Origin of the sequence: Salipiger sp. PrR003 (assembly GCF_010500785.1) — a bacterium.
GTDB classification, from domain to species: Bacteria; Pseudomonadota; Alphaproteobacteria; order Rhodobacterales; family Rhodobacteraceae; genus Salipiger; species Salipiger pacificus_A.
Genome location: NZ_JAAGOV010000120.1, coordinates 1 through 21,608 on the forward strand (window position 1 = coordinate 1; position 21,608 = coordinate 21,608).

General features: G+C 63.0%; 25 protein-coding genes and 1 pseudogene. 11 read left to right on the forward strand and 15 right to left on the reverse strand.

The window, feature by feature from the left end:
• Nucleotides 1-171: 171 nt before the first annotated feature.
• From G0D83_RS30825 to G0D83_RS30840, 4 genes are all read right to left on the reverse strand, one after another.
• Complete coding sequence (locus tag G0D83_RS30825; RefSeq protein WP_164198538.1) at nucleotides 172-858, reverse strand: hypothetical protein; 687 nt, start codon at nucleotides 856-858, stop codon at nucleotides 172-174.
• A gap of 185 nt (nucleotides 859-1,043) precedes the next feature.
• Nucleotides 1,044-1,277 (reverse strand): hypothetical protein, encoded by a 234-nt coding sequence (locus G0D83_RS30830; protein WP_164198539.1) that lies wholly within the window; start codon nucleotides 1,275-1,277, stop codon nucleotides 1,044-1,046.
• Entirely contained in the window at nucleotides 1,274-1,558 is a 285-nt protein-coding gene (locus G0D83_RS30835; protein WP_164198540.1) for a hypothetical protein, read from the reverse strand. Before G0D83_RS30835 ends, G0D83_RS30830 begins: the two co-directional genes overlap by 4 nt.
• Entirely contained in the window at nucleotides 1,555-1,752 is a 198-nt protein-coding gene (locus G0D83_RS30840; protein ID WP_164198541.1) for a hypothetical protein, read from the reverse strand. The genes G0D83_RS30835 and G0D83_RS30840 overlap by 4 nt, the downstream gene beginning before the upstream one ends.
• 76 nt (nucleotides 1,753-1,828) lie before the next feature.
• Between G0D83_RS30840 and G0D83_RS30845 the strand changes: the two genes are divergently transcribed.
• Nucleotides 1,829-2,296: a helix-turn-helix domain-containing protein gene (locus G0D83_RS30845; protein ID WP_370457374.1), complete on the forward strand. Its 468-nt coding sequence runs from the start codon at nucleotides 1,829-1,831 to the stop codon at nucleotides 2,294-2,296.
• A 69-nt stretch (nucleotides 2,297-2,365) separates the two neighbouring features.
• Complete coding sequence (locus G0D83_RS30850) at nucleotides 2,366-2,782, forward strand: hypothetical protein (protein WP_164198542.1); 417 nt, start codon at nucleotides 2,366-2,368, stop codon at nucleotides 2,780-2,782.
• Nucleotides 2,783-3,007: 225 nt separating this feature from the next.
• Here G0D83_RS30850 and istB read toward each other — a convergent pair.
• Nucleotides 3,008-3,613: pseudogene (istB, locus tag G0D83_RS30855) on the reverse strand (IS21-like element helper ATPase IstB).
• Nucleotides 3,614-4,133: 520 nt separating this feature from the next.
• On the opposite strand from istB, the gene G0D83_RS30860 reads away from it, so the two are divergent.
• Both G0D83_RS30860 and G0D83_RS30865 read left to right on the forward strand, forming a co-directional pair.
• Complete coding sequence (locus G0D83_RS30860; protein ID WP_164198543.1) at nucleotides 4,134-4,742, forward strand: hypothetical protein; 609 nt, start codon at nucleotides 4,134-4,136, stop codon at nucleotides 4,740-4,742.
• Nucleotides 4,732-5,151: a hypothetical protein gene (locus G0D83_RS30865; RefSeq protein ID WP_164198544.1), complete on the forward strand. Its 420-nt coding sequence runs from the start codon at nucleotides 4,732-4,734 to the stop codon at nucleotides 5,149-5,151. Before G0D83_RS30860 ends, G0D83_RS30865 begins: the two co-directional genes overlap by 11 nt.
• A 414-nt stretch (nucleotides 5,152-5,565) precedes the next feature.
• Here the strand turns inward: G0D83_RS30865 and G0D83_RS30870 are convergent, their stop codons facing one another.
• On the reverse strand, nucleotides 5,566-6,324 hold the full coding sequence (locus G0D83_RS30870; RefSeq protein WP_164198545.1) for a DUF3800 domain-containing protein: 759 nt from the start codon (nucleotides 6,322-6,324) through the stop codon (nucleotides 5,566-5,568).
• A 196-nt stretch (nucleotides 6,325-6,520) separates the two neighbouring features.
• Complete coding sequence (locus G0D83_RS30875; protein WP_164198546.1) at nucleotides 6,521-7,027, reverse strand: carboxypeptidase regulatory-like domain-containing protein; 507 nt, start codon at nucleotides 7,025-7,027, stop codon at nucleotides 6,521-6,523.
• Between the two features lie 1,013 nt (nucleotides 7,028-8,040).
• Between G0D83_RS30875 and G0D83_RS30880 the strand changes: the two genes are divergently transcribed.
• Complete coding sequence (locus G0D83_RS30880) at nucleotides 8,041-8,259, forward strand: hypothetical protein (protein WP_164198547.1); 219 nt, start codon at nucleotides 8,041-8,043, stop codon at nucleotides 8,257-8,259.
• A 218-nt stretch (nucleotides 8,260-8,477) separates the two neighbouring features.
• Here the strand turns inward: G0D83_RS30880 and G0D83_RS30885 are convergent, their stop codons facing one another.
• The 3 genes from G0D83_RS30885 to G0D83_RS30895 all read right to left on the reverse strand — a co-directional run bounded on the left by G0D83_RS30885 (nucleotide 8,478) and on the right by G0D83_RS30895 (nucleotide 11,101).
• Nucleotides 8,478-9,383, reverse strand: coding sequence for a S49 family peptidase (locus G0D83_RS30885; protein ID WP_235958232.1), 906 nt, complete (start codon nucleotides 9,381-9,383; stop codon nucleotides 8,478-8,480).
• Nucleotides 9,355-9,555 carry a hypothetical protein gene (locus G0D83_RS30890; protein WP_164198548.1) on the reverse strand — a complete coding sequence of 67 codons (201 nt, stop codon included), beginning with the start codon at nucleotides 9,553-9,555 and terminating at the stop codon, nucleotides 9,355-9,357. The genes G0D83_RS30885 and G0D83_RS30890 overlap by 29 nt, the downstream gene beginning before the upstream one ends.
• A 334-nt stretch (nucleotides 9,556-9,889) precedes the next feature.
• Entirely contained in the window at nucleotides 9,890-11,101 is a 1,212-nt protein-coding gene (locus tag G0D83_RS30895; RefSeq protein ID WP_164198549.1) for a site-specific integrase, read from the reverse strand.
• A 582-nt stretch (nucleotides 11,102-11,683) separates the two neighbouring features.
• On the opposite strand from G0D83_RS30895, the gene G0D83_RS30900 reads away from it, so the two are divergent.
• Nucleotides 11,684-12,061, forward strand: coding sequence for a CidA/LrgA family protein (locus G0D83_RS30900; RefSeq protein ID WP_203595697.1), 378 nt, complete (start codon nucleotides 11,684-11,686; stop codon nucleotides 12,059-12,061).
• Nucleotides 12,058-12,774: an LrgB family protein gene (locus G0D83_RS30905; protein WP_108964160.1), complete on the forward strand. Its 717-nt coding sequence runs from the start codon at nucleotides 12,058-12,060 to the stop codon at nucleotides 12,772-12,774. Before G0D83_RS30900 ends, G0D83_RS30905 begins: the two co-directional genes overlap by 4 nt.
• A gap of 17 nt (nucleotides 12,775-12,791) precedes the next feature.
• Here the strand turns inward: G0D83_RS30905 and kdsA are convergent, their stop codons facing one another.
• From kdsA to G0D83_RS30920, 3 genes are read right to left on the reverse strand one after another with little or no spacing between them, the layout of a single operon-like run.
• Nucleotides 12,792-13,613: a 3-deoxy-8-phosphooctulonate synthase gene (gene kdsA, locus G0D83_RS30910; protein ID WP_108967436.1), complete on the reverse strand. Its 822-nt coding sequence runs from the start codon at nucleotides 13,611-13,613 to the stop codon at nucleotides 12,792-12,794.
• A gap of 29 nt (nucleotides 13,614-13,642) precedes the next feature.
• Complete coding sequence (locus G0D83_RS30915) at nucleotides 13,643-14,431, reverse strand: 3-deoxy-manno-octulosonate cytidylyltransferase (RefSeq protein ID WP_164198550.1); 789 nt, start codon at nucleotides 14,429-14,431, stop codon at nucleotides 13,643-13,645.
• Nucleotides 14,428-15,381, reverse strand: a complete 954-nt coding sequence (locus G0D83_RS30920; RefSeq protein ID WP_108964158.1) for an SIS domain-containing protein — start codon at nucleotides 15,379-15,381, stop codon at nucleotides 14,428-14,430. Before G0D83_RS30920 ends, G0D83_RS30915 begins: the two co-directional genes overlap by 4 nt.
• 244 nt (nucleotides 15,382-15,625) lie before the next feature.
• Here G0D83_RS30920 and G0D83_RS30925 point away from each other — a divergent pair, with 244 nt between their 5' ends.
• Nucleotides 15,626-16,060: a GNAT family N-acetyltransferase gene (locus tag G0D83_RS30925; protein ID WP_203595698.1), complete on the forward strand. Its 435-nt coding sequence runs from the start codon at nucleotides 15,626-15,628 to the stop codon at nucleotides 16,058-16,060.
• Between the two features lie 6 nt (nucleotides 16,061-16,066).
• Here the strand turns inward: G0D83_RS30925 and G0D83_RS30930 are convergent, their stop codons facing one another.
• A complete protein-coding gene (locus G0D83_RS30930; protein WP_108964157.1) occupies nucleotides 16,067-16,567 on the reverse strand; it encodes an SH3 domain-containing protein in 501 nt (166 codons plus the stop codon).
• A gap of 106 nt (nucleotides 16,568-16,673) precedes the next feature.
• Between G0D83_RS30930 and G0D83_RS30935 the strand changes: the two genes are divergently transcribed.
• From G0D83_RS30935 to G0D83_RS30945, 3 genes are all read left to right on the forward strand, one after another.
• Nucleotides 16,674-17,660: a D-glycerate dehydrogenase gene (locus G0D83_RS30935; protein WP_095881881.1), complete on the forward strand. Its 987-nt coding sequence runs from the start codon at nucleotides 16,674-16,676 to the stop codon at nucleotides 17,658-17,660.
• 45 nt (nucleotides 17,661-17,705) lie between these two features.
• Nucleotides 17,706-18,560, forward strand: a complete 855-nt coding sequence (gene rfbD / locus G0D83_RS30940; protein ID WP_164198551.1) for a dTDP-4-dehydrorhamnose reductase — start codon at nucleotides 17,706-17,708, stop codon at nucleotides 18,558-18,560.
• A gap of 140 nt (nucleotides 18,561-18,700) precedes the next feature.
• Entirely contained in the window at nucleotides 18,701-19,585 is an 885-nt protein-coding gene (locus G0D83_RS30945) for a hypothetical protein (protein ID WP_164198552.1), read from the forward strand.
• 133 nt (nucleotides 19,586-19,718) lie between these two features.
• Here the strand turns inward: G0D83_RS30945 and G0D83_RS30950 are convergent, their stop codons facing one another.
• Nucleotides 19,719-21,284 (reverse strand): 2-isopropylmalate synthase, encoded by a 1,566-nt coding sequence (locus tag G0D83_RS30950; RefSeq protein WP_164198553.1) that lies wholly within the window; start codon nucleotides 21,282-21,284, stop codon nucleotides 19,719-19,721.
• Nucleotides 21,285-21,608: the final 324 nt, after the last annotated feature.

Below are 21,608 nucleotides of genomic sequence, written 5' to 3' on the forward strand. Positions count from 1 at the left end.
TGTGATGTGACCCACATCACCTTGGCACATTGCGATGCCGTCGGGAGGGGGTATCCACCCCATCAGTTCTGGGTGGAAATCAACAGCCTCGCATTATCGCCGATCAGCGGGAGAGCGCGAAGCGGCGAGGTGAGGTTATCCACATATTCGCGCAAATGCCCGCGGTGTCCGTCAATCTGGCGCAGGATCGATTTCGGGTTCCTGGTCGGCGTCTGAGATGCCGAGAAGGCATCGACTGGCGTCATAGAAGAAGTCGATGTTGATGCTGGTTGACCTGGACCATGCCTTGGATGCGAAGCCATCGCTTCCTAGTTCAGCGATCAGCTGACGGAATTCCTCTTCAGTGGAGTGTGTCTGAAAATGAAGGAAGAAGCTGTGTTCTCCGTTGTCGAGGTAGACTTCAGCGCTGCCGTATGCCTTGCCCGGTTCGACTTCGTGGATCGTCACGTGCATATTCATGACGCCGGGGATGTCTGGCGAAGAGTCATTGCGCCGAGGTTCATCGGTCAGGATGCTTGCTAGAAGAAATCCGAAGTCCTCGCAGCTCTCAGCGATTGTCCAGTGGCGAAGTTCGGACATGGCGTCTTCAACGTCGCCATTATGTCTGCGGATATGCGCTAGCTTGGCGGCGCGTAGCACCCTAGTCGCATGAGGTGCGTTCACCGCGTCGAAAGCGCCTGCCAACCCCAAAACCAGATCGGCGACCTCGAGCGGGTGGATATCTGGCGCTCCACGACCACGCTTACCCTTCGGCAACAGACCGTGATCGCGTAGCACGCGTGCGTAGTTGCTGATTGTCGCCACCGACCTGGTGTCGTGCTTGGAGATTAGATCGATGATCGCCGGTAGCTTCGCCATATTTCTTACCTTGCTCGTCCATTGTGAGTTTTACTCAGAATAACCAATAGCGCAAGTCATTTTGCGTTTTACTCACAATTGTCGATCAAGACGGATGTCCTCACCGCATCGTTGAACTTGGTCAGGCCGTTGAACCGCGGCGGCCCCTCGCAACCCGGGCCTCCCCGGGGCTGTCCTGTACGTCGCTAATCCTGAGCGCCGCACCTCCTCTCACCCGACTTAGCTAGATCGGCTTCGTCCAGCACTTGTTCTCCTAAGGTGGCTGCAAGGTTCATGATCTCGCGGAGGTCGATAAGAGCCTTGGCCTGGCTGCGCTGATCACTGCCGATCTGGCGAAGGGCCGAAGCGCTCATGGAAACAAGGGCGATGCACTGACGCATGTTCAGCATGGCATCACTGGAAAGCGTGGTATCGTTCATACTTCGAACTCCCTAGAAGCGGTAAGTGCGCGATCGACGCAAAGTCGAGCCAGCTTGAGCCGGGCTCGGTTCAATTCGGCATGGTGTGGTGCGCGGCGCTTTTTCATCGTTCCGATCACCAGTCTTCCCGTTAAGAGCGGTAGGTCATCGGTGGGGAACAGTGGCGCTAGCTCAGTCGAGGCCCGCTCAGTGGGCACCACAATGACGCTGCGGGCATCGAGGACGAGCGGGGCGCCGGGCAGGTGCAGCCCCCGATCATCGCCGAGGCGAGTGCTGCTCATGCGCTCACCTCGCCAAGAAGGCGGCGGGTATCGCGCAGGGCGCTGCGCAGGTAGCTGCGCGCCTCGGGCATCTGCCAGCGCTTGGGCTGGTTGCCGTCCGTGGCATCGAGCGCCAGGATCAGGCAGTCGTAGATTTCGAGAAGGGTTTCGGCAGGCAAGCCGGTATCGGCTGCCAAAACGCGGTTGCGTGGCATTGTGGGGTCTCCCGGGTGATGGTAATGTTCCAAAAGAGAACATAAGGAATGTTCTAAATTGGAACATGAGAAAATTGTGCTGGCCGCTCAGCTGAGAGCCGCCCGAGGCCTATGCAATATGTCCCAAGCTGCTCTTGCCGAGGTGGCTGGGGTCTCATCGATGACTGTGAAGCGCGCAGAAGGTTCGGGAAGCCCATATCCTGCCGCAAAGGCGATTTCTGCCATGGTTGCCGCCCTCGAAGCCGCGGGGGTCGAGTTCATCCCCGAGAACGGCGGGGGGGCGGGGGTGAGGCTGCGCCGAAAGAGCGGCCAAACATTCGCTGAATACTTGGCTATTGCAGAAGTCACGGACGATCCGGCAGGTGACTTCATCAGCGATGCTCGCACAGATCCGCGAATGGAGGCTATCTCTGAGTGGTCCGAACTTCGCAGCCATCTTTGGCGAAAAGGAGGCGATCACGCGGTGGATGCGGCTCGCACGGTCTGGAATTCCTATGCGGCGAAGCATGGACGGCTGCTAGCCCTCGGGGAAGAAGATGATTGACCAGGTCGATGCCCTTGACGACGGTCGGGTTGCGATCGGGCCGGGCGCGGCACTGGAGCAGACGCGAAAATGAGCGGGCTTATTATGCGTGAAGATTGCTGCCATAAGTTTCGGGTTCATGAAATGCACCTGAAACACTCTGGCCTGAGCCGAGTGGCCCTTCACCATAAGCGGCGAGACAAGGCCAAGCGCTTCCAGATTGTGAGGATAATGCGCTGTGATGATGGAGCATTTATTCACGCTGCAGTGCTTGGCCTCGGGCCGAAGGAACCGGCAGACCGGATCAGGCTAGATAGAGACCTTCGCGATGCTCTAGGCGTGACGGCCAATACAGTGTACCGACTAGAGGTGACCAAGTGCGGCTGGCTTAGAACTTTGGCTTGGTTCCTGACCGTCCGCGATCCTATGGTGCGGGTATCTGCCTGGCTTGCTGCTATTTCGGTGGTACTCGGTGTGCTTGGAATTGTGCTGTCATTGCGTAGCTGACCAGAGCATGCCTTGATCACGCCCTGCGTGAGCACCGCGTCTTCCTCGAGGACCCCGTGTAGAGCGTCAACCTCCTTGGCCGCTACCGACAACCAAATTGGCCGGTTTTGACCGCTGCGTTGTTCGTTGATGTTACTGTGCGGTTTCCTCCTCGAGCTTGTCGCTGGAGACTGTCGGCGGAGCGACAGCCACGGGTGATTGTCGGGAGGCTGCAGCTCGCCGGGGTTAGCTGTCCCCATTCATCTCCAGGATGGTCGCGAGGTGGACCAGCCTGTCGATCGCGGCAACGGTGACAGCCTGGTCTGGAATGACGCTGCCCCAGGCACTGAAGGGCTGATTGGCGGCGGTCGCGAGGCTCTTGGTCTCGTAGCGCCGGGCGATGAGTTCGAAGAGCACGGAGCTCTAGGCCCGATCCTTCTGCGCGTAGGTGATGTCGTCGAGAATGGTCAGGTCGAACTTGTCGAGCTTTGCCAGAGAAGCCTCGAGGGCGAGGTCGCGTCGGGCGGCCTGGAGGCGCTGCACCATATCAGTGGTGCGGGTGTAGAGGACCCGCCGCCCGGCTTCGACCAACGCATGTCCGATCGCGCAGAGGACATGCGTCTTCCCGGCGCCGGAATTGCCGATGGCGATCAGGTTGGCGCCGGTTTCGACCCAGCCCCCGGCGGCGAGCGCCTCGATGCGGGCCCTTGGGACGCCTGCCAAGGCCTTGAAGTCGAAGGTTGCGAGCGTCTTTCCCCCGGCCAGCCCGAACTCGCGCAGGTGGCGCGGGATGCGCCGTGCGTCACGGTCGGCGATCTCGCCAAGGTAGCAAGAATGCGGGACGCGGGCCAACCCTCGGCATCGGCACGCCCGGCCAGCGCGGGCAAGTGCCGCCGGATGCTGGGGAGGCGCAGCGCAGTGAGCATGGCGGGCAGCGCATGCACGTCGACGGGGCGCGGCACGGGCGCGGTCATGCCCGGCCCTCCAGCAGGGCGTCGAAGCTGGCGAGGTCGGTCAGGGTGACAGGTGTGGTCTCCCGGCAGTTCGCGCCGCCGCGGTACCAGCTTCGGCTTCATGGCCCGGGCCTCGGGCGAGAGGCCCTCGTCAAGGACGCTGGCGATCATCCCCGCGAGCTCGGTCTCGCAGGCTTCGTCATGGGCAAGCCGAAGCAGGTCGACCATCCGGCGACAGGTGTCCCTGCGGGGCAAGGCTGTGGAAAGCGCAGCCCAGGCGCCCAAGGGAGGCGGAGGCGGCCGCGCCAATCGTTCATCGTTTGCCTTCTTCTTGCGGCATCCTCTGGGATTGAATGCGCTAAACCGGTCTGCGCATGCTGGGGCTATGATGGCGTAGTTGGCACCTTAACGAGATAGAAATGAAAGAACTCTCCAGCGAAACTCTGACGAAGCTCGAAGCGGCAGCCAAGGCCTGTCGAGAGGAACAGGAGGAAATTCAAGTGACACTTGCGGTCGCCCTGGAGGAGGCACGCAAGCTTAGCCAAGAAGGCGATGATCAAGGATATCAAAATCTTCGTCGTAACGCCTATGATGAGCATAACTTTGCCGCGGCGTGGAACTACACGGAAACTCAAAGCATCGACACCAGCGTCATCATAGAGAAGCTTCGTCTGCTAGAAGTTCGGTTTCCCAGTAAGAGGTCCAAACCCGAATGGTGGTCAGAGCACGACGAGAATGGCGCATTCCCATACCTAACCGAGGAGGGAATGCTTGAGGCAACCGCTTTACTCAATGATGCCAAACATCGAAGATCTGTCGAGACTGCTTCGGCGCGCAGCCACAAACTTGCTGTCCTCGCCTTGTGGGTCGCAATTGCGGCATCACTCGGCTCACCGGTCGTTTCCACCATACTGAACGCATATTGGCCCACCGGGGTCGATCTGAAGGCAGTTCCCGCGATTGGACTACAAAGTGACCGAGAACAGGAATCGATCGCGATGCCCGACGTTGGTTCTGATGAGAGTTAAACTCCCTGCGCCGGTCGCCGACATCTACCGCGCCGTCGAGGCCCTCTCCGCCGCCTATCCCGGCCGCAAGTTCACGCCGGATGGCCATCTCGTTGGATCGATCGGCGAGGTGGTTGCCGCCGAAGCTCTCGGTCTCACTCTCTACCCTAGTTCACACCCTGGACATGACGCCGTGGACGCCGATGGTCGAGATGTGCAGATCAAGATGACCGGCGGCCAGAGCGTGTCGCTATACGCGACGTGTGATCGGCTCGTGGTGCTGAAGGTGGTGTCGCCTGAAGAAGCCGAGATCGTGTATGACGGCCCTGGCGAGCCGGTATGGAGTGCGGCAGGCGCAATGCAAAAGAACGGCCAGAGGCCGATCCGCTTGGCAAAGCTACGAGCTATCGGTGCCCGACTTACCGGATAGGAGTGGAGCTTCAGTATTGCGCCGCACTGGGAGCAAGGTGGCTGGACGGTAGACAGTGAGTGGGATGATTGATAATTCGGAAACTGTCCGCGCAACGCAGAATGCGGAGAGCGAGGCGACTGCGCTGATGCGCCAGCTTCACTTGTGCTGGCTTTTGGTTCGGCTGGTGGCGCGGTGGCCACGTTCAGCGTCGCCACGGCTGCGTAAGAGCTGTCTCGAAATCAGGCCTCAATCCAAGATGTCGATTTTAAGTTCACCTCTGGTGTCAAGATGAGTCGCCCTCCTGCATGAAAATATTCGAGAGTCAAGAGAACGAGGTTGGCAAGAGTCGTCTTCGACGCTATATGTGAGTTACGCACGGGAGCCTGACATCTATGGCGTCGGGGCTCCGGCCCCGCCCGGCGTCTCCTTCTTTCAACGTGATCTACACAGGCCCGGGCGGAATTTGTCTTTCGGGTGATGAACGATGCCGTGGCCTTTGATCGAGCCGTCTGGCCTCTTGCGGACTTTCGGCTTCAGGACTGCCGCCAGACGTCCGTCTTCCGTAGAATAGGCACGGTGGATTGCGCCGGCGACAAAATCCGCCAACTGGATGCCGATGGAGTGACAGGAGTCCTGCAAGAAGAGGCCCTCGATGAAGCGGTTGTACTTCGAGATAGTGCTCGAACGCGTTCCGCCCGTCAGGCCGTCATGGTGCGCCCTGAACAGCCTGTCATTGTCTCTCCCTCGATGGTCGGCGATCACGACGCCCAAGCTCTTCTTGTCCTGCAGATAATACTGAAAGCGCTCAGAGAGGGGCTTGTAGGCAAAGTGGTAAAGCTCTTGTTGATTGCTCACGGTTCCATAATCGAATGCCGCGGCGACGTCCGTTACCGTCGCGATGACCGTGACCGGAGAGCTTGCGATGATGTTTGCCAGCGTCGTGCTCAGCGCCTTCCGTTCTTCGGGAGATCGCGTAAGCATCGGATTGTCTTTGTCCCGATTGTGCGGAGAAAAGTAGCGCCACTTCAGTTCTCCCAAAATCGAGTTCGACGTGCAGAAGCCTTGCACATCATTTGCAACGCCCCGCCAATCGGTCGCTTCGATGATTATCGCGCCGAGGGTGAAATAGGGCGATCTGGAATTGGGCTTGGAAGGCGGGGTCCCGCTTTCGTCGACGAAACAAAGATGCACGCACTACTCCGTTCTACACTCGCGTCTCGAGCCTGCGCGAGGTCCCGATTCGAAGAACTTTACTACGCCGCGAGTTGATGCCAAGGCGCATCAAGCCGTTATCTTAGGTCTAGCGGCCGAACTCGGTATGAGCACTGCGGGTTCGATGTCTTTTGGCTTGGTGGGGCCCTGGGACAGGGCCCCCTTGTTTTCTTCGTTAGTTGAGAAGCACTCGCGCATCTTGTCCGTTGCGGATGGATACGCGGCGAGCGAGAGCACCGCCCTCTGGGATGTAGCTATTCCCGACCGTCCAAAGGACTTTCGTGGTGACGTAGTAATCCCCGTTGGCGACGTTGGCGAAGCTGAAATCGCCTTCAGCATCGCACATCGAAGACCGCACCATCGAGATGTATTGAGGAGGTAGGTTTTCCTGGCTCGCGCCCTGGAACACCGAAATGCGACCGCCACTCACGCTTCCGTAGATTTGGGTCATCCGTTCCGTGGCATATTTGCCAGCGGGGATCAAAGTGACCTGCTCCCCGGCGCAAGTTACGACGCCACCGCCTTGCTGACGGAAGAATGCCTGTCCTTCGATATCAGCTGCGCCGCGTTGATCAATGAATGAGACTTCGTTCGGGTCGAACGGCACCGTGGTCTCGATTACTCTTCCTGCACACCCTGCCGTAACCAACGCAAGGAGACCTGCAAAAACAACTTTCTTCATTCTGTCCCTCTGATTCTATAGTCAGCGGCACGACGCTGCTTCAGAAAGCGAGAGACCTTCAATCTGAACGCGACGCATGCCAAAATGCTTTCGCGAATTGTTGCAAAAAGATTGTGCGCTCGGCTTCACCGAGGCACCATATAACCGGAGTCCGGGCCGGACCTGACACCCTTCGCTGCCGGCAGTGCAAAGAGCCTCTGCCGGACAGTGCGCCCCCTGATCAGAAACATAGCAGCATCGAATGCGCCCGCGCGGCCCACAAAGGGCTCGATCACCAGGCGCGGGAGGAACAGGCGAAGGGCAGGACGTGCATCAACTGCGGAGACCCCATCCTTCGGTCAACCCGGCGCGGGGTGCTGTACTGCAGTCAGAGGTGTACGTCAGCCTACAACACGTCGAAGCGCCGGGATCGGCCGCGGGCCCGCGAGCATTGCGGGAAGACGTTCCAGCCGCAGAAGCATCAGAGGCGGTACTGCTCGAGCAGCTGCTCGGCGGAAGGGCCGACATCGAGCCGCCTCACCCCAGGGAGCTTCCACGCGCTGGTCGCAGGGGGTGTCGGGAAATACGACCCTCTAGGAGCCCTGTTCTAGGGTCCCCTGCTTTGGAGGGGGGAATGAAACGTTCCTCCCCTAAGATGTGGGTACACTGCACCGAACTCTTCATCCGACGGATGGCGTCGGGTGTCGCTTCAACCGACACCCTTGGCTCCAAAGTATCGAGCGGATCCTCAATCTTTAGGAGACCTTGCGAAATTTCGGCTAGCAAAACCTGACTGCTGGGCAGGTATGGGGATGGATGGACACCATATCTTGTGGGTTTGGGCGTCACGCCCATCGTTACGCCTTGTGGCTACGGGCAACCCGTCAATCGTTGAAGGTGACAACAATAGGGTCACCGCCGCAGACCTCGGAATTCGCCGCGACGAAATCCATGAAGCCCGCCAGGTCCGTGATGCAGGTTGAGCCGAAACTTGTAGACTTGCGCTGTTCTCAAGTCGATTCCCGGTGATCTATATGTCCATCAACAAGACCATTGTTCGCGGCCGCTGCTCCAGTTGTGATTGGAAGTCGCAGCGCCAGTTCAAGAACATGAGCAAGCCGTGCCCGAAGTGTGGCGCGTCGATGGTGGTCGACAAGGATGACCAGGAAAGCATGAAGGCCATGGCCATCATCGCTCTCGTTGCCATGGTGGTGCTGGCCGTCGTCTTTTCAGCTCTAGGCGTTGGAAGGTAGACCCTTCGAACTGCGGTCCGGCTTTACCAATTCGCGATCCGAGCTTCCCCAGCGAAGCACGATAAACCCCACTTCAGGTGTTCATCCCATATTATCGGGGTGAGTAAAACCGATCCTAGTGGGTTGATTCCATCATTCAGACGCCCGCGATCTTGTGCCAACGTGGCCGGTGCCACCATCAAGTCCAAGCAGGACAGGGTAACCCTTGAAGAACTTCGCTACACGTCGATGGTCCATATTCCGTGGTGCGCATTCTGCATGATCTTGATGACGTTGGTTCGTGTGAAGGTCGCTACAAAGGAGTGGTGAACGGTGAGGACAGCTTCTTGAAGGGCTTGGTCAGCCTCGAGCACCTCGATGTTCAATCCCATAGCTTTGCAGTCCGACATCAGGAAGTGGTGGCTGTGGGACGAGACGCCTTTGTAGTCGGTCAGATGTTGGACGATTGCGTCCGCGCGAGCGACAGCATCAATCTGACCTTTCAGCATATTTTCCCGCAGCCATTCGGCGACCATGCTCCTACTGATGACCACGGCGCGCTCGCAGTCCCCGATAAAGGCTGGAGGATACTTTGCGAATACCTGCTGATAGACGACTTGCTTGAGCGGGTCCTTCCGGATTTGCTCAACAGCATCTTCTACTTCTGCCATGATGCCCATGGCCGGAGCGCCCTTGATGTGAGGGTCGGTCGGACCCAGGCACGAGTGCTTTCCCATGACGATTGTCTTGGCGCCGCACGCGATCATCGTTCCGGCCGACATGGCCATATGGGGGATAATTGCCCGAAGGTTGCGGTCGGGGAACATTGCGTAGATGTACTCGACCATTGCGCGTGTGGCTTCAATGCCGCCGCCGGGGGTGTGGATAATCAGATCGAGGCCGCGAGTTCGATCAATGTTGTGAACAACGGCCATCAGGCCGTTCATGTCCAAGTCTGTGATCGACGCTTCCGGATGGGCTAGACCGCTTGCCTGCCGCTTCTGTAGGAAGCCGGAGTAATAGGCAATGACGGTTCGACCCGTCAGCGCCTCGAGTTCCTGAAGGTATCTCTTGCGAACTTGGTCGCATGCATCCGGAGTTCCTAGATGCTCGATCTCATCGTTTATTTCGTTCCAAGTCGGCATTTGCAATTCTTGTTCCAGATCCAACCTTTATGGGAGTAAATTCACCATAGGCGGAAAAGGCAAGAAATGTCTGCGCTTGCGCGGCATGCACGCCAAATGCAGGGAAAACATCTTCCTCACGCGAAGCAAGGTCTACTCCAAGTTGCTTCAGGTCTGTTTCGAGGGTTGACATTTTACTTCTCCATCTGGGCGCTGGATGATTCTTTGCTGCACTCAGAGTAGCATTCGTGGAGTCACAGGTCAAAGCGCGAGTCAAGATAAATTTTTCTATATCTGCGGACTCTTAGCAGATTCATTGCTACATCTGGTGTTCGGCGGGGCCAGTGCAAAAGCTGTATCAACATGCGAATCGCGCCGCACAACCATGCCTAGCTGTTCCCCCTGTTCCCCAAGTCGACTTGATGTGGGGAACAGGGATTATTCTTTAAATATCAATGCTGCTCCCCTTGTTCCCCCTGTTCCCCGCGGAATGCGTGTATCCCGGCATGGGTGAGGGCTTTAGGCGCTCAGGCAGGGAAGAGCTCGCCTTCGATATCATCTCCCGCTAGGGCGCGTGCGATGACATCCGATACGTGGTTCGCGGCAGAGACGAGAGCGGCATCGGCCACATGCGCGTAACCTGCGGTGACACTCCCCGCCGCATGCCCAAGAAGGCCAGCGATGGTCAGCTCGGAGTATCCGAGGGTTGCCGCGACCGAAGCGAAGGTATGCCGCAGGGTGTGTGCTGAGACACCCTGAATGCCCGCCTCCGTGCAAATGCGATCCAAGCATTTCGGAAGCCCGACAAAGTGTCCCTTGCCACGCTCTGCGGGGAACACCCAGTCCTCCTTGTCAACCAACAGACCTTCGAAGGCGACCTTCCCGACAGCGCGCACTTGCGCCCCAGTCTTGGTGTCGCGAAGAGAAATGGTACCTTTCTCGGGCATGCAATACTGCCCCTTGAGCGTGAGGCCTTCGTTGCGGCGAAAACCGGTCAGCAGCAGAAAGCGGATTGCATTGAGACCAGATGTGGGTTCCGCGGGACTGTCGTCAAAGATGCGGCCCAAGGTCCTCAATTCGTCGAAAGAGAGGAACCGGGTTCGCTTGCGGGCGGCTTCCCTCTTCACGCCATCAGCGACATTGCGGGTTAGGATATCGTGGCGAATACCATGGTTGAGAACTGCGCCCAAGATAACGACAGCGCGGCTAGCCACGCCCTTGCCTCCGGTCGTCACGCCGCCGCGCCCCTTGCGTTTCTTGGCAGTCTTTCCAGCAGCGATGTCAGCCTGCATCTTTGTGACATCGGAGTAGTTGATCGAGACAGCGTCACGCTGCCCCAGGAGGGGCTTGATATGGGTCTCAATCTGGCTGGTGTTGGCGAGATAGGTGTTTTCCTTCCAGCCGTCCTTCATGTCGGCAACATACAGGTCTGCCAGCTCGGCCAGCTTCATGTTTTTGCGCGCGGCCTTACGATCGCTGGACGGGTCTCCACCCTTGGCAACTTCCGCCAGAGACTTGATGGCCTCCTTACGAGCTTCGTCGGGAGTGATCGTGCCGACGCGGGCGATAACCATCTTGCGAGCTGCTCCGCTACGGGTGCGATACTTGAGAATGAAACTGGCCCTGCCAGTGGGCATCATCCGGACCCCGAATCCGGCCAGCGCACTGTCCCAAAGGTAGGTGTCGCGAGAGGCGTCCGGTGACATCGCGTCGATGGCAGTTTTGGTGATCTTGGGCATATTTGTTCTCCTGTGGTTGCGATCCGCGGAACCATGGCGGAACCAGATCGGAACAAGCCGGCGCATATCGCCGCAAACTCGATCCATCCCGCACAGTGAACAATACGCTATACAGATCAATATGTTACCCATCTCACGCAAGCTCGAACATGGCCTGACAAAGTCGCGCAAATCTAAGTGTCGATAATTCGTAATGATGGGGTCGGGGGTTCGAGTCCCTTCAGCGGCACCACGGTCTTTCCGGAGCGCGCTCCGACGGCCGGACAAGAGAAAAGGCCACCCGTCGCGGGTGGCCTTTTTCGTTTTATGCCGCCCGGGTTGTGATCTCTGCCACCGCGCCCCATGGGCGCGCTGGAACTGGAAGAGGGGGTCTCAGCCCCCATCCGCTGGGTGGACGTCCTTGGGATTTCGGGTCTGGAAACCATAAAGGCAGGGCGCCGCTCTCCGAGGCGGGATGCTGGGGGTGCCGGGGGCGAAGCATGTAAGGCGCGCGGGTTTCGGGCGCGCGTCGACCGCGGCCTCTCGACTTGGCTTCGCGGCAGACGCAGGTTGCGGAAAGCTCCACCGCAAAGAGGTCCGCCCATGCCCGCCATCGTCTCCGGTATCATCGTCCTTCTGCTCTTCCAGCTCTGCGGCGAGGTGATCTCGCGCATCTTCGGCCTGCCGCTGCCTGGCCCGGTGCTTGCCATGGTGGCGCTGGTCGTTGGCATGGCGCTGTCGGAGCGGCTCCTCGCGCTCACCCGGCCGGTGGCGAGCTTCCTGCTGCAGAACCTCTCGCTGCTCTTCGTGCCGGTGGGCGTGGGGGCAGTGGCGCGCCTGTCCGAGCTCTCGGCCCACGCGCTGGCGATCGGCGTGTCGCTGATCGGCTCGACGCTTCTGGCGATCTGCGTCGGGGCGCTGACCTTCGAGCACGTGGCGCGGCGCACCGGCAACGTCGACGAGGAGGAGGAGGAGGCATGACCGACCCGCTGCTGATCTGGTCCTATCTCGAGAGCGGGCCGCTTCTCTGGCTCACCGCCACGCTGGTCGCCTATTGGATCGGCGACCGCATCTTCCGTCTTTCGCATGGCAAGCCCTGGTTCAACCCGGTGCTGCTGTCGGTGATCGCACTGGGGGCGCTGCTGCTGGCGACGGGCACGCCCTATGAGACCTATTTCGAGGGCGCGCAGTTCGTCCACTTCATGCTCGGCCCGGCGACGGTCTCGCTGGCGCTGCCGCTGCATGCCAACCTGCGCCGCGTGCGCAAGGCGGCGCTGCCCATGGCGCTGGCGCTGCTGGCAGGCTCGCTGACCGCCGTGGTCTCGGCGCTGGGGCTGGCCTGGATGCTGGGGGCCGACTTCGGGCTTCTGGCTTCGCTGGCACCAAAGTCGGCGACTGCGCCGGTGGCAATCGGCATCTCGGAAAAGCTCGGCGGCGATCCGTCGATGACCGCGGTGCTGGTGCTGTTGACCGGGATGATCGGGGCGATCGCCGTGACGCCGATGCTGAACGCGCTGGGGCTGCGCGACTGGCGCGGGCGGGGCTTTGCCACCGGGGTTGCCGCGCATGGCGTCGGCACCGCGCGGGCGCTGCAGGTGCATCCGACGGCCGGGGCCTTTGCCGGGATTGGCATGGGGATGAACGCGGTGCTGACCGGGCTCATCGCGCCGCTTGTGCTGCAGCTCTTCCGCTAGCAGAGAGGGCGGGGCGCTTACGCCCCTTTTGCCACCTCGTCGAGCGCGCGCAGCGTCGTCAGCAGCGCGCCGAGCCGGTCCACGGGTACCATGTTCGGCCCGTCCGAGGGGGCGTTGTCCGGATCCTCGTGGGTTTCGATGAAGACCGCCGCGCAGCCCACGGCCACGGCGGCGCGGGCCAGCGTCGGCACGTATTGCCGCTGGCCTCCCGACGACGTCCCCTGTCCGCCCGGCAGCTGCACCGAATGGGTGGCATCGAAGACCACCGGGTAGCCGGTTTCCGCCATGATCGGCAGCGCGCGCATGTCCGAGACCAGCATGTTGTAGCCGAAGCTCGCGCCGCGCTCGCACAGCAGCAGCCGCTCGTTGCCGGTGCTGGCGATCTTGTCCGCCACGTTCGCCATGTCCCAAGGTGCTAGGAACTGGCCCTTTTTCACGTTGATCGCCGCACCGGTCTCGCCCGCCGCCAGCAAAAGGTCGGTCTGGCGCGACAGAAACGCGGGGATCTGCAGGATGTCCACGGCCTGCGCCACCGCGCTGCATTGCTCGGCGGTGTGGATGTCGGTGAGCACCGGCACGCCGAACTCGGCGCCGATCTGCGACAGGATCGACAGCCCCGCCTCCATGCCGATGCCGCGCTTGCCCGAGAGCGAGGAGCGGTTGGCCTTGTCGAAGCTGCCCTTGAACACCCACGGGGTGCGCGCGGCCTCGGCGGCGGCGGCGATCTTTTCGGCCAGCATGCGCGCATGCTCGAGGCTTTCCAGCTGGCACGGCCCGGCGATCAGCGCCAGTGGCGCGTCATTGGCGAAGGTGACGGATTTGACGGCGACGGGTTTCATGGCGGGACTCCGGACGGGTTCCTGGGCGGTCATGCGATGCCTTCCTTCTTCAGAACGGCCTCGATACGGGCCACGTCGACGGGGTTGTTGAGCTCCCAGAACACCCGGCCCCGCGCCTCGACGGGCACGCAGGTGACCGGCGTTCCGTTCTCGAGGAAGCGCAGTTGCTCGAGCCCCTCGGCGCGCTCGAGCGGGCCCTCGTTCCAGGCGGCGTAGCGGCGCAGCGCGCCGGGGCGGTAGCCGTAGACGCCGACATGGTGCCAGACCTCGGGCGGTGTTTCGAGGTTGCCGACGTAGGGCAGCACCTCTTTCGAAAAGTAGAGCGCGGTGCCGTCGTGGCGCATCACCGCGGTGGTGCCGCCGACGCGGCCGGCGTGGCGGTCGGTGACGAAGTTGGCCAGGGTCTCCGGGTCGGTCTTCAGCACCGGGGTGGCCATCTCGACCGACCGATCGTGCATCGCGGCGATCAGCGCCTCGATGAACCACGGCGGGGTCAGCGGTGCGTCGCCCTGCAGGTTGATAACAATCTCCGGCGCGCCGTCCAGTTGCGCCACACCCTCGGCACAGCGCTCGGTGCCGTTGCGGGCCTCGGAGGAGGTCATCAGCACCTCGGCGCCGAAGCCGCGGGCCGCCTCGGCGATGCGGTCGTCATCGGTCAGCACGTAAACCGCCGAGACGCCCTCGACGGTCAGGGCGGCCTCCCAGGCGCGCTGGATCAGGCTCTTCTTCTCGCCGGTGGCACCGGCGAGCTCGACCAGCGGCTTGCCCGGGTAGCGGGACGAGGCGTAGCGGGCGGGGATGAAGATGACCGCGCTCATGCCACACCTGCCCGCAGCGCGTCGTGGATGTGCAGCAGCCCGACGAGGCGCTCGGCCTCGTCGACCACCAGAAGGACCGTCCGTTTCTTCGCGTTGAGCACGCCGAGTGCCTCCGTAAGCAGGGTGTCGGGTTGGGTGACCAGCGGGCCGGGCGTGGCAACCTCGCCCGCGCGGCGCTCGAGCAGCCCCTCCATGTTGCGGCGCAGGTCGCCGTCGGTGATGATGCCCGCGACGCGGCCCTCGGTGACCACCGCCGCGACGCCGAAGCCTTTCTGCGACATGACCACCAGCGCCTCGCTCATCGGGGTGGTCGGGCTGACCACGGGCAGCTCGTCGCCCTTGTGCATCACCGCCGAGACCCGCAGCAGCGCCGCGCCGAGCGAGCCGCCGGGGTGGAAATGTGCATAGCTGTCGCGGCCGAAGCCGCGGTTGCTCATCAGCGCCACGGCCAGCGCGTCGCCGAGCGCCATGCAGAGCGTCGTCGACGTAGTGGGCGCCATGCCGATGGCGCAGGCCTCGGGGGCGTCGGGCAGCAGCAGGATGTGATCGGAGGCGGTCGCCAGCGTGCTCTCTGCGCGCTTGGTGATGGCGATCATTGGAATCGAGAAGCGTGCGCAGTAGCCGATCATGTCAGCCAGCTCTCGGGTCTCGCCGGAATTGGAGATCAGGATCACCGCATCCGCCGAGGTGATCATGCCAAGATCGCCATGGCTGGCCTCGCCGGGGTGGACGAATTGCGCCGGGGTGCCGGTCGAGGCCAGCGTGGCGGCAATCTTCGCGGCAACATGGCCGGACTTTCCCATGCCGGAGACGATGACCCGGCCACGGATGTTCAGCAACAGAGAGACCACGGCGTCGAACTCCGCGGGCAGTTCGTCGGATAGCCGGACCAGCGCCTCGGTCTCGGTGGCCAGCACCCTGCGGGCGATGTCGGAAGGGGTTTCGGACATGGGGATCCCTGATCTTGAGATGCCCGCGTGTTATCCCGCAATCGCCGGCTTGTCCAATGGCGCGGCGCGGCAGGAGCGGTCCTGCCCGGGGCACAGCTGGCCCGTCGCGACGGCGCAGCGACTCGTCAGCGCGGGACGGGCGGCGCCGCATCTCCGGCAGAGGGCCCGAAAGCGGCGGTTTGCCGTTTGCGTGCCCGCGCCGCGCCGCTATGGAAAGGCACCTTTCGCAAGAGGACCGGACCACATGCAGATCACGCGCCGTATCGCCTCGCCTTCGGACGCGCCTCAGCTCGCCGAGCTGCGGGCCGAGGCCATGCGCCCGAGCCTCGAGGCGCTGGGGCGCTACGACCCGCTGCGCGTGCGGCGGCGGTTCCTCGACAGCTTTGATCCGGCGGAGACGGTGGTTCTGCTGCAGGGCGATCAGCTTGCCGGCTTTTTCGTCCTGCGCCGGCGGCCGGAGGGGCACTATCTCGACCATCTCTACCTTGCCGCGCAAGCGCGCGGCCTCGGACTTGGCCGCAGGGTCATCACGGAGTTGCAGGACGACGCGCGGGCGGCGGGCGTGCCGATCCGGCTCATGGCGCTCAAGGGCAGCCCGGCGAACCGCTTCTACCGCGCCTGCGGTTTCGAGGCCGTGGGCGAAGAACCTTTTGACGTGCTCTACCGCTGGCAGCCCTGAGCAGGGCTATTCGAGAATCTCGTCCGCCTTGACGCCCCAAACCGCGGACTTCGGCGCCCAACCGTCGTAGCCGCCGGCGGACAGTTCGCACCAGTCCTTCTCGCAATGCTCGAGATGGGCGATCACCCCGACCGCCAGCTTGGCCTCGACCGGGGCGTCCGGATCGGGGCGCAGGTGCAGCTCGAGCATGTCCTGCTCGACAAGCACCGTGCGCACCCCCGACAGCAGCGCGTAATGGATCCAGCCGCCCATGCCGTCCTTGTCGCGCACCCGGCGCCAATGGCCATATTCGGCGATGATCTCGAGCGGCATGTCCCGCCGGGTGTAGACCCAGTCGATGCGGTGGGTGAGCGAGGGGCCGCGCCGGGCGTTGCCCTCGTTGGTCTTCAGCGACACGTAGCGCGGCAACGGAAGGTTGGTGACCGGCCCGCGCTCTTCGGCCGCCTGCGCGGCCGTGCCGCAGAGCAGGGCGGCAAGCAGCCCCGCCAACACAGAAGTCCTGACCATCGTGTCTGTCCTGCTCGAGATTTTACGCCGGGGTTCTTGTGCCCCGTGCATGCTTGCGACAGTGTGCCAAAGCAAAGAGCGTAAGGAAAGGGAGGCCCTGACCGGAATGCCGCAGAAACGCCTGACTGTTGTCGTGACGCGACGTTTGCCGGAGGTGGTGGAAACCCGCCTGAGCGAGCTTTTCAACGTCAAATTGCGCACCGACGACCTCGCGATGACTCGCGCGGAATTGACCGCGGCTATGGCCGAGGCCGACGTCCTGGTGCCGACTCTGACCGACCAGATCGACGCCGGGCTGATCGCCCAGGCCGGACCGCGACTCAAGCTGATCGCCAATTATGGCGCGGGCGTCGATCACATCGACGTGGAAACCGCCCGGGCGCGGGGCATCATGGTGTCGAACACGCCGGGGGTGATGACCGACGATACCGCCGATATGGTGATGGGGCTCATGCTGGCGGTGATGCGCCGCATGCAGGAGGGGCTCGCCACGATGCAGGAGGGCAACTGGGCCGGCTGGGCGCCGACCGCCTTCCTCGGCACGCGGCTTGGCGGCAAACGGCTCGGCATTCTCGGGATGGGGCGGATCGGCCAGGCGGTGGCGCGGCGCGCCTCGGCCTTCGGCATGCAGATCCACTACCACAACCGCCGCCGCCTGCGAGAAGAGACCGAGGAGGCGCTCGAGGCGACCTATTGGGAGAGTCTCGACCAGATGGTGGCGCGGATGGATGTGGTCTCGGTCAACTGTCCGCACACCCCCTCGACCTTCCACCTGCTCAACGCCCGCCGGCTGCGGCTGATGAAGCCCTCGGCGGTGCTGATCAACACCTCGCGCGGCGAGGTGATCGACGAATCGGCGCTGACCCGGATGCTCAAGGCGGGCGAGCTGGGCGGTGCCGGGCTCGACGTGTACCAGCACAAGATCAAGGGCAACCCCGAGCTGGTGAACATGCCGAACGTCGCGATGCTGCCGCACATGGGCTCGGCGACGCTCGAGGGGCGCATCGAGATGGGCGAGAAGGTGATCATCAACGTCAAGACCTTCGCCGACGGGCACCGCCCGCCGGATCAGGTCGTGCCGGCGATGCTCTGAGCCGCCGGGACAGCATTTCCTAGATATTCAAGACACGGGTAGATCATGCGAATTCTAATGTTCGGATCGACGGGGCAAGTCGCGCGCGAGATCGAGCGCCGCGCCCCCGTCGTCTCACTGTCCCGCGAGGACGTCGACCTTACCGATCCGGCCGATTGCGCCGAGGCGGTGCGGGCCGAGGCCCCCGACGTGGTGATCAACGCCGCCGCCTATACCGCCGTCGACCAGGCAGAGAGCGACGAGATCACCGCCGCGCGGGTCAACGGCGAGGCGCCGGGCGCCATGGCGCAGGCCTGTGCGGACCTCGGCATCCCCTTCATCCACATCTCGACCGATTACGTTTTCGACGGCACCGGCGATCAGCCGTTTGTGCCGGATGCGCCCACCGCGCCGCTCGGCGCCTATGGCCGCACCAAGCTGGCGGGCGAGGAGGCGGTGCGCGCCGCGGGCGGTCCGCATGCGATCATCCGCACCAGCTGGGTGGTTTCGGCCCACGGCAAGAACTTCGTGAAGACCATGCTGAAGCTCGGCGCCGAACGCGACAGGCTGACCATCGTCGCCGACCAGATCGGCGGGCCGACCCCGGCGGCGGACATCGCCGAGCTTTGCCTCGCCGCGGCGAGCCAGCTCATCGAGGCGCCGGAGAAGTCGGGCACCTACCACCTCTCGGGCGCCCCCGACGTGAGCTGGGCCGACTTCGCCCGCGAGATCTTCGCCCAGTCGGGGATCTCCTGCGAGGTGGTCGATATCCCGACCTCCGAGTTCCCGACCCCGGCAAAGCGCCCGGCCAATTCGCGCATGGACAACAGCGCGACCGAGGCCGCCTTCGGCCTGCCGCGTCCGGACTGGCGGGTGGGTCTGGCAGCGATCCTTGCGGAGCTTCAGGCCAAGGAGGGCTGAGTCCCTCCGTCGCGCGGCGCCTGCTCGCATTCTCCTAAAAACGCCGGGAGTCTCCGTTTTCCCGCCATTCTTCCGCACCCTTTCCGCCCCGCGTTTGCGCGAATGTGGCGGCATCGCAACGAAGCGGATGAGGGTGACCCATGGAGCGGACACTGGAGCGCGGCCTGTCGTCCTGGCAGGCCTGGGGAATGGGCAACGGCGCCCATTACGATTTTGCGGCTCAGGACCTGGCGCGCGTCGACGCCGGCATCGCGGCCGGGGTCTTTGGGTATGAGGCGATCGCGGCGCGGGGTGACGCGCTGGATGAGGCGCGGGTCGAAGATGCGCTCGCCGAACACGCTCATGCCCATGAGCAGGCGCTTCAGGCGCAGGGCCGGAAATCGAAACTGGCGCTGCTGCGCGGCGAGGCCGATGGGAGCGTGCGCGGGCTGCGCAACGCGGTGATCAGCATCGGGTATTGGTTCGACTCTCATCATGCGTCCGAAGCGACCGCGGCGCTGCCTGCCGAGGCGGGCTACGCGGAAAGCTGGCGGATCGGCTGGGCGGAGCGCCTGCCCGAGATCATGCAGCTCTCCGTCGATGGCCCGCTCGAGGACATGGGGCTCGAATCCAGCGGACATGTCCCGCGGAGCGACCCAGTGCCGCATCCTTTCGCGCCGCAGGGCGCGACGGGCGCCGAGGGCGCGGGGCCTTCCGACGCCGGGCGTGCCTTTCTCGAAGAAATGTTGGCGGATGAGGACGAGCCCCCGGGCTTCGACTTCGCCAGCCACGACGCGGCGGGCAGCCCAGTGCAGCACGGGCAGGAGGCTCTGGCGCAGGAAGAGCTGATGTTGCTCGAGAACCAGTACGCGGCGCTGCATGGGGCGCTCTTCGACGGAGACGCCATCTGGAAGGTGCAGGGCGACATCGACCATCCCCATGAGGCCGCGTCGCCTCACGGCCCCGAGTACCCCGCCGCTACGGACGGACAAGGTGACCACGGCCAGCCCCTGCATGCGGTGCTCTTCGACGGGCATTTCGCCTGAGCGCAGCGCGCCCGGTCGTTGCGCAGAAAGTCCCCGCGCGCCGTTGCCGAACCGCCAGAAAAAAGCCCGCTCCAAAGGGAGCGGGCTTCGATCTGTCACGACAGGGACCTGTCAGCCGATGGCTGCAGGGGACTCAGCCAAATTCCTTGTAGCTGATTTCCTTCTGGTCGGTGCCGGTCTTGCTGCGGCGCACGTGCAGTCGGTTGAGCGCGTTCACATAGGCCTTGGCAGACGCATAAACCGTATCGGTATCCGCCGACTGGCCCGTGGCGATCTTGCCGTCCTCTTCGAGGCGCACCGAGACGGTCGCCTGCGCATCGGTGCCCTCGGTCACCGCGTTCACCTGGTAGAGCTGCAGCCGCGCCTCGTTGGGATAGAGCGCCCGCACTGCCTTGAAGGTGGCGTCAACCGGGCCGTCGCCTTCCATCACACAGGACTTCTCTTCGCCGCCCACTTCCATCTCGAGCGTCGCCTCGGCCGGGCCGCCGGTGCCGCAGACGACCTTGAGCGAGACGATTTCGAGGTGATCGGCGCCATCGGTCATCGCCGCCGTCACCAGCGCGAGGATGTCCTCGTCGAAGACCTCCTTCTTGCGGTCGGCAAGGTCCTTGAACCGCACGAAGATGTCCTTGAGCTGGTTGTCACCAACGTCGACGCCGAGGTCCTTGAGCTTGGCGCGGAGCGCGGCGCGGCCCGAGTGCTTGCCGAGCGGCAGCGAGGTGCCCGCGAGACCCACGTCCTCGGGGCGCATGATCTCGAAGGTTTCCTTGTTCTTGAGCATGCCGTCCTGGTGGATGCCCGACTCGTGGGCAAAGGCGTTCTTGCCGACGATCGCCTTGTTGAACTGCACCGGGAAGCCCGAGACCGTCGCGACGCGGCGCGAGATGTGCATGATCTTGCGGGTGTCGATCTTGGTCTCGAAGGGCATGATGTCGCCGCGCACCTTGAGCGCCATCACCACCTCTTCGAGCGCGGTGTTGCCCGCCCGCTCGCCAAGGCCGTTGATGGTGCATTCGATCTGCCGCGCGCCGGCCTCGACGGCGGCGAGGCTGTTCGCCGTCGCCATGCCGAGGTCATTGTGGCAGTGGGTCGCGAAGATGATCTCGTCGGCGCCCGGCACCTTTTCGATCAGCATGCGGATCAGCTCGGCCGATTCCACCGGCGCGGTGTAGCCCACGGTGTCGGGGATGTTGATCGTGGTGGCGCCCGCCTTGATGGCGATCTCGACCACGCGGCAGAGATAGTCATGCTCGGTCCGGGTCGCATCCATGGGCGACCATTGCACGTTGTCGCAGAGGTTGCGCGCGTGGGTCACCGTCTGGTGGATGCGCTCGGCCATCTCGTCCATGGTGAGGTTGGGGATGGCACGGTGCAGCGGCGAGGTGCCGATGAAGGTGTGGATGCGCGGGCGGTTGGCGTGTTTCACCGCCTCCCAGCAGCGGTCGATGTCGTTGAGCTGCGCGCGGGCAAGGCCGCAGATCACCGCGTTCTTCGAGCGCTCGGCGATCTCCGAGACGGCGCGGAAGTCGCCCTCGGAGGCGATCGGGAAGCCCGCCTCGATGATGTCGACCCCCATCTCGTCCAGCAGCTCGGCGATCTCGAGCTTCTCGTCGTGGGTCATGGTCGCGCCGGGCGACTGCTCGCCGTCACGGAGGGTCGTGTCGAAGATGTACACGCGGTCTTTGGCTTGGTCTGTCATTTTTCGGATCTCTTGAGTCGTCGTCCTGGAAAGGGTTCGCCGGCGCGAAACGGTCCTCCTCTGAGCGGTCGCGCCGAGATGCGCGCTCAGAGGCGGATTAGGACTAGACGCAGGCCAAGCGCAACCGGCGCGCGGAATGCACGTGCAGCAGCGGGGATATGGCCAAGGGTCATCATGGCCGCGACTATACGCAGCGGCAGCGAAATGAAAACCGCAAATACCGCGAGAGGCCCGGAAAGTTACGCCGCAGTGCAGCACGACCCTTGTGCCGCTTGAGTGACCGTACCGCGTGCCCATATGTTCCGGGAAAGCCGTTTGGTTCAG

Coding starts and splice junctions, on each gene's coding strand:
- G0D83_RS30825 (WP_164198538.1), bottom strand. CDS start 858: ATGGCGAAGCTACCGGCGATCATCGATCTAATCTCCAAGCACGACACC.
- G0D83_RS30915 (WP_164198550.1), bottom strand. CDS start 14,431: ATGAGCGCGGTCATCTTCATCCCCGCCCGCTACGCCTCGTCCCGCTAC.
- G0D83_RS30895 (WP_164198549.1), bottom strand. CDS start 11,101: ATGCCCAAGATCACCAAAACTGCCATCGACGCGATGTCACCGGACGCC.
- G0D83_RS30890 (WP_164198548.1), bottom strand. CDS start 9,555: ATGTCAACCCTCGAAACAGACCTGAAGCAACTTGGAGTAGACCTTGCT.
- rfbD (WP_164198551.1), top strand. CDS start 17,706: ATGCGAATTCTAATGTTCGGATCGACGGGGCAAGTCGCGCGCGAGATC.
- G0D83_RS30885 (WP_235958232.1), bottom strand. CDS start 9,383: ATGCCGACTTGGAACGAAATAAACGATGAGATCGAGCATCTAGGAACT.
- G0D83_RS30865 (WP_164198544.1), top strand. CDS start 4,732: ATGAGAGTTAAACTCCCTGCGCCGGTCGCCGACATCTACCGCGCCGTC.
- G0D83_RS30835 (WP_164198540.1), bottom strand. CDS start 1,558: ATGAGCAGCACTCGCCTCGGCGATGATCGGGGGCTGCACCTGCCCGGC.
- G0D83_RS30920 (WP_108964158.1), bottom strand. CDS start 15,381: ATGTCCGAAACCCCTTCCGACATCGCCCGCAGGGTGCTGGCCACCGAG.
- G0D83_RS30875 (WP_164198546.1), bottom strand. CDS start 7,027: ATGAAGAAAGTTGTTTTTGCAGGTCTCCTTGCGTTGGTTACGGCAGGG.
- G0D83_RS30900 (WP_203595697.1), top strand. CDS start 11,684: ATGCCCGCCATCGTCTCCGGTATCATCGTCCTTCTGCTCTTCCAGCTC.
- G0D83_RS30830 (WP_164198539.1), bottom strand. CDS start 1,277: ATGAACGATACCACGCTTTCCAGTGATGCCATGCTGAACATGCGTCAG.
- G0D83_RS30945 (WP_164198552.1), top strand. CDS start 18,701: ATGGAGCGGACACTGGAGCGCGGCCTGTCGTCCTGGCAGGCCTGGGGA.
- G0D83_RS30850 (WP_164198542.1), top strand. CDS start 2,366: ATGAGCGGGCTTATTATGCGTGAAGATTGCTGCCATAAGTTTCGGGTT.
- G0D83_RS30950 (WP_164198553.1), bottom strand. CDS start 21,284: ATGACAGACCAAGCCAAAGACCGCGTGTACATCTTCGACACGACCCTC.
- G0D83_RS30925 (WP_203595698.1), top strand. CDS start 15,626: ATGCAGATCACGCGCCGTATCGCCTCGCCTTCGGACGCGCCTCAGCTC.
- G0D83_RS30935 (WP_095881881.1), top strand. CDS start 16,674: ATGCCGCAGAAACGCCTGACTGTTGTCGTGACGCGACGTTTGCCGGAG.
- G0D83_RS30880 (WP_164198547.1), top strand. CDS start 8,041: ATGTCCATCAACAAGACCATTGTTCGCGGCCGCTGCTCCAGTTGTGAT.
- G0D83_RS30905 (WP_108964160.1), top strand. CDS start 12,058: ATGACCGACCCGCTGCTGATCTGGTCCTATCTCGAGAGCGGGCCGCTT.
- kdsA (WP_108967436.1), bottom strand. CDS start 13,613: ATGAAACCCGTCGCCGTCAAATCCGTCACCTTCGCCAATGACGCGCCA.
- G0D83_RS30860 (WP_164198543.1), top strand. CDS start 4,134: ATGAAAGAACTCTCCAGCGAAACTCTGACGAAGCTCGAAGCGGCAGCC.
- G0D83_RS30930 (WP_108964157.1), bottom strand. CDS start 16,567: ATGGTCAGGACTTCTGTGTTGGCGGGGCTGCTTGCCGCCCTGCTCTGC.
- G0D83_RS30840 (WP_164198541.1), bottom strand. CDS start 1,752: ATGCCACGCAACCGCGTTTTGGCAGCCGATACCGGCTTGCCTGCCGAA.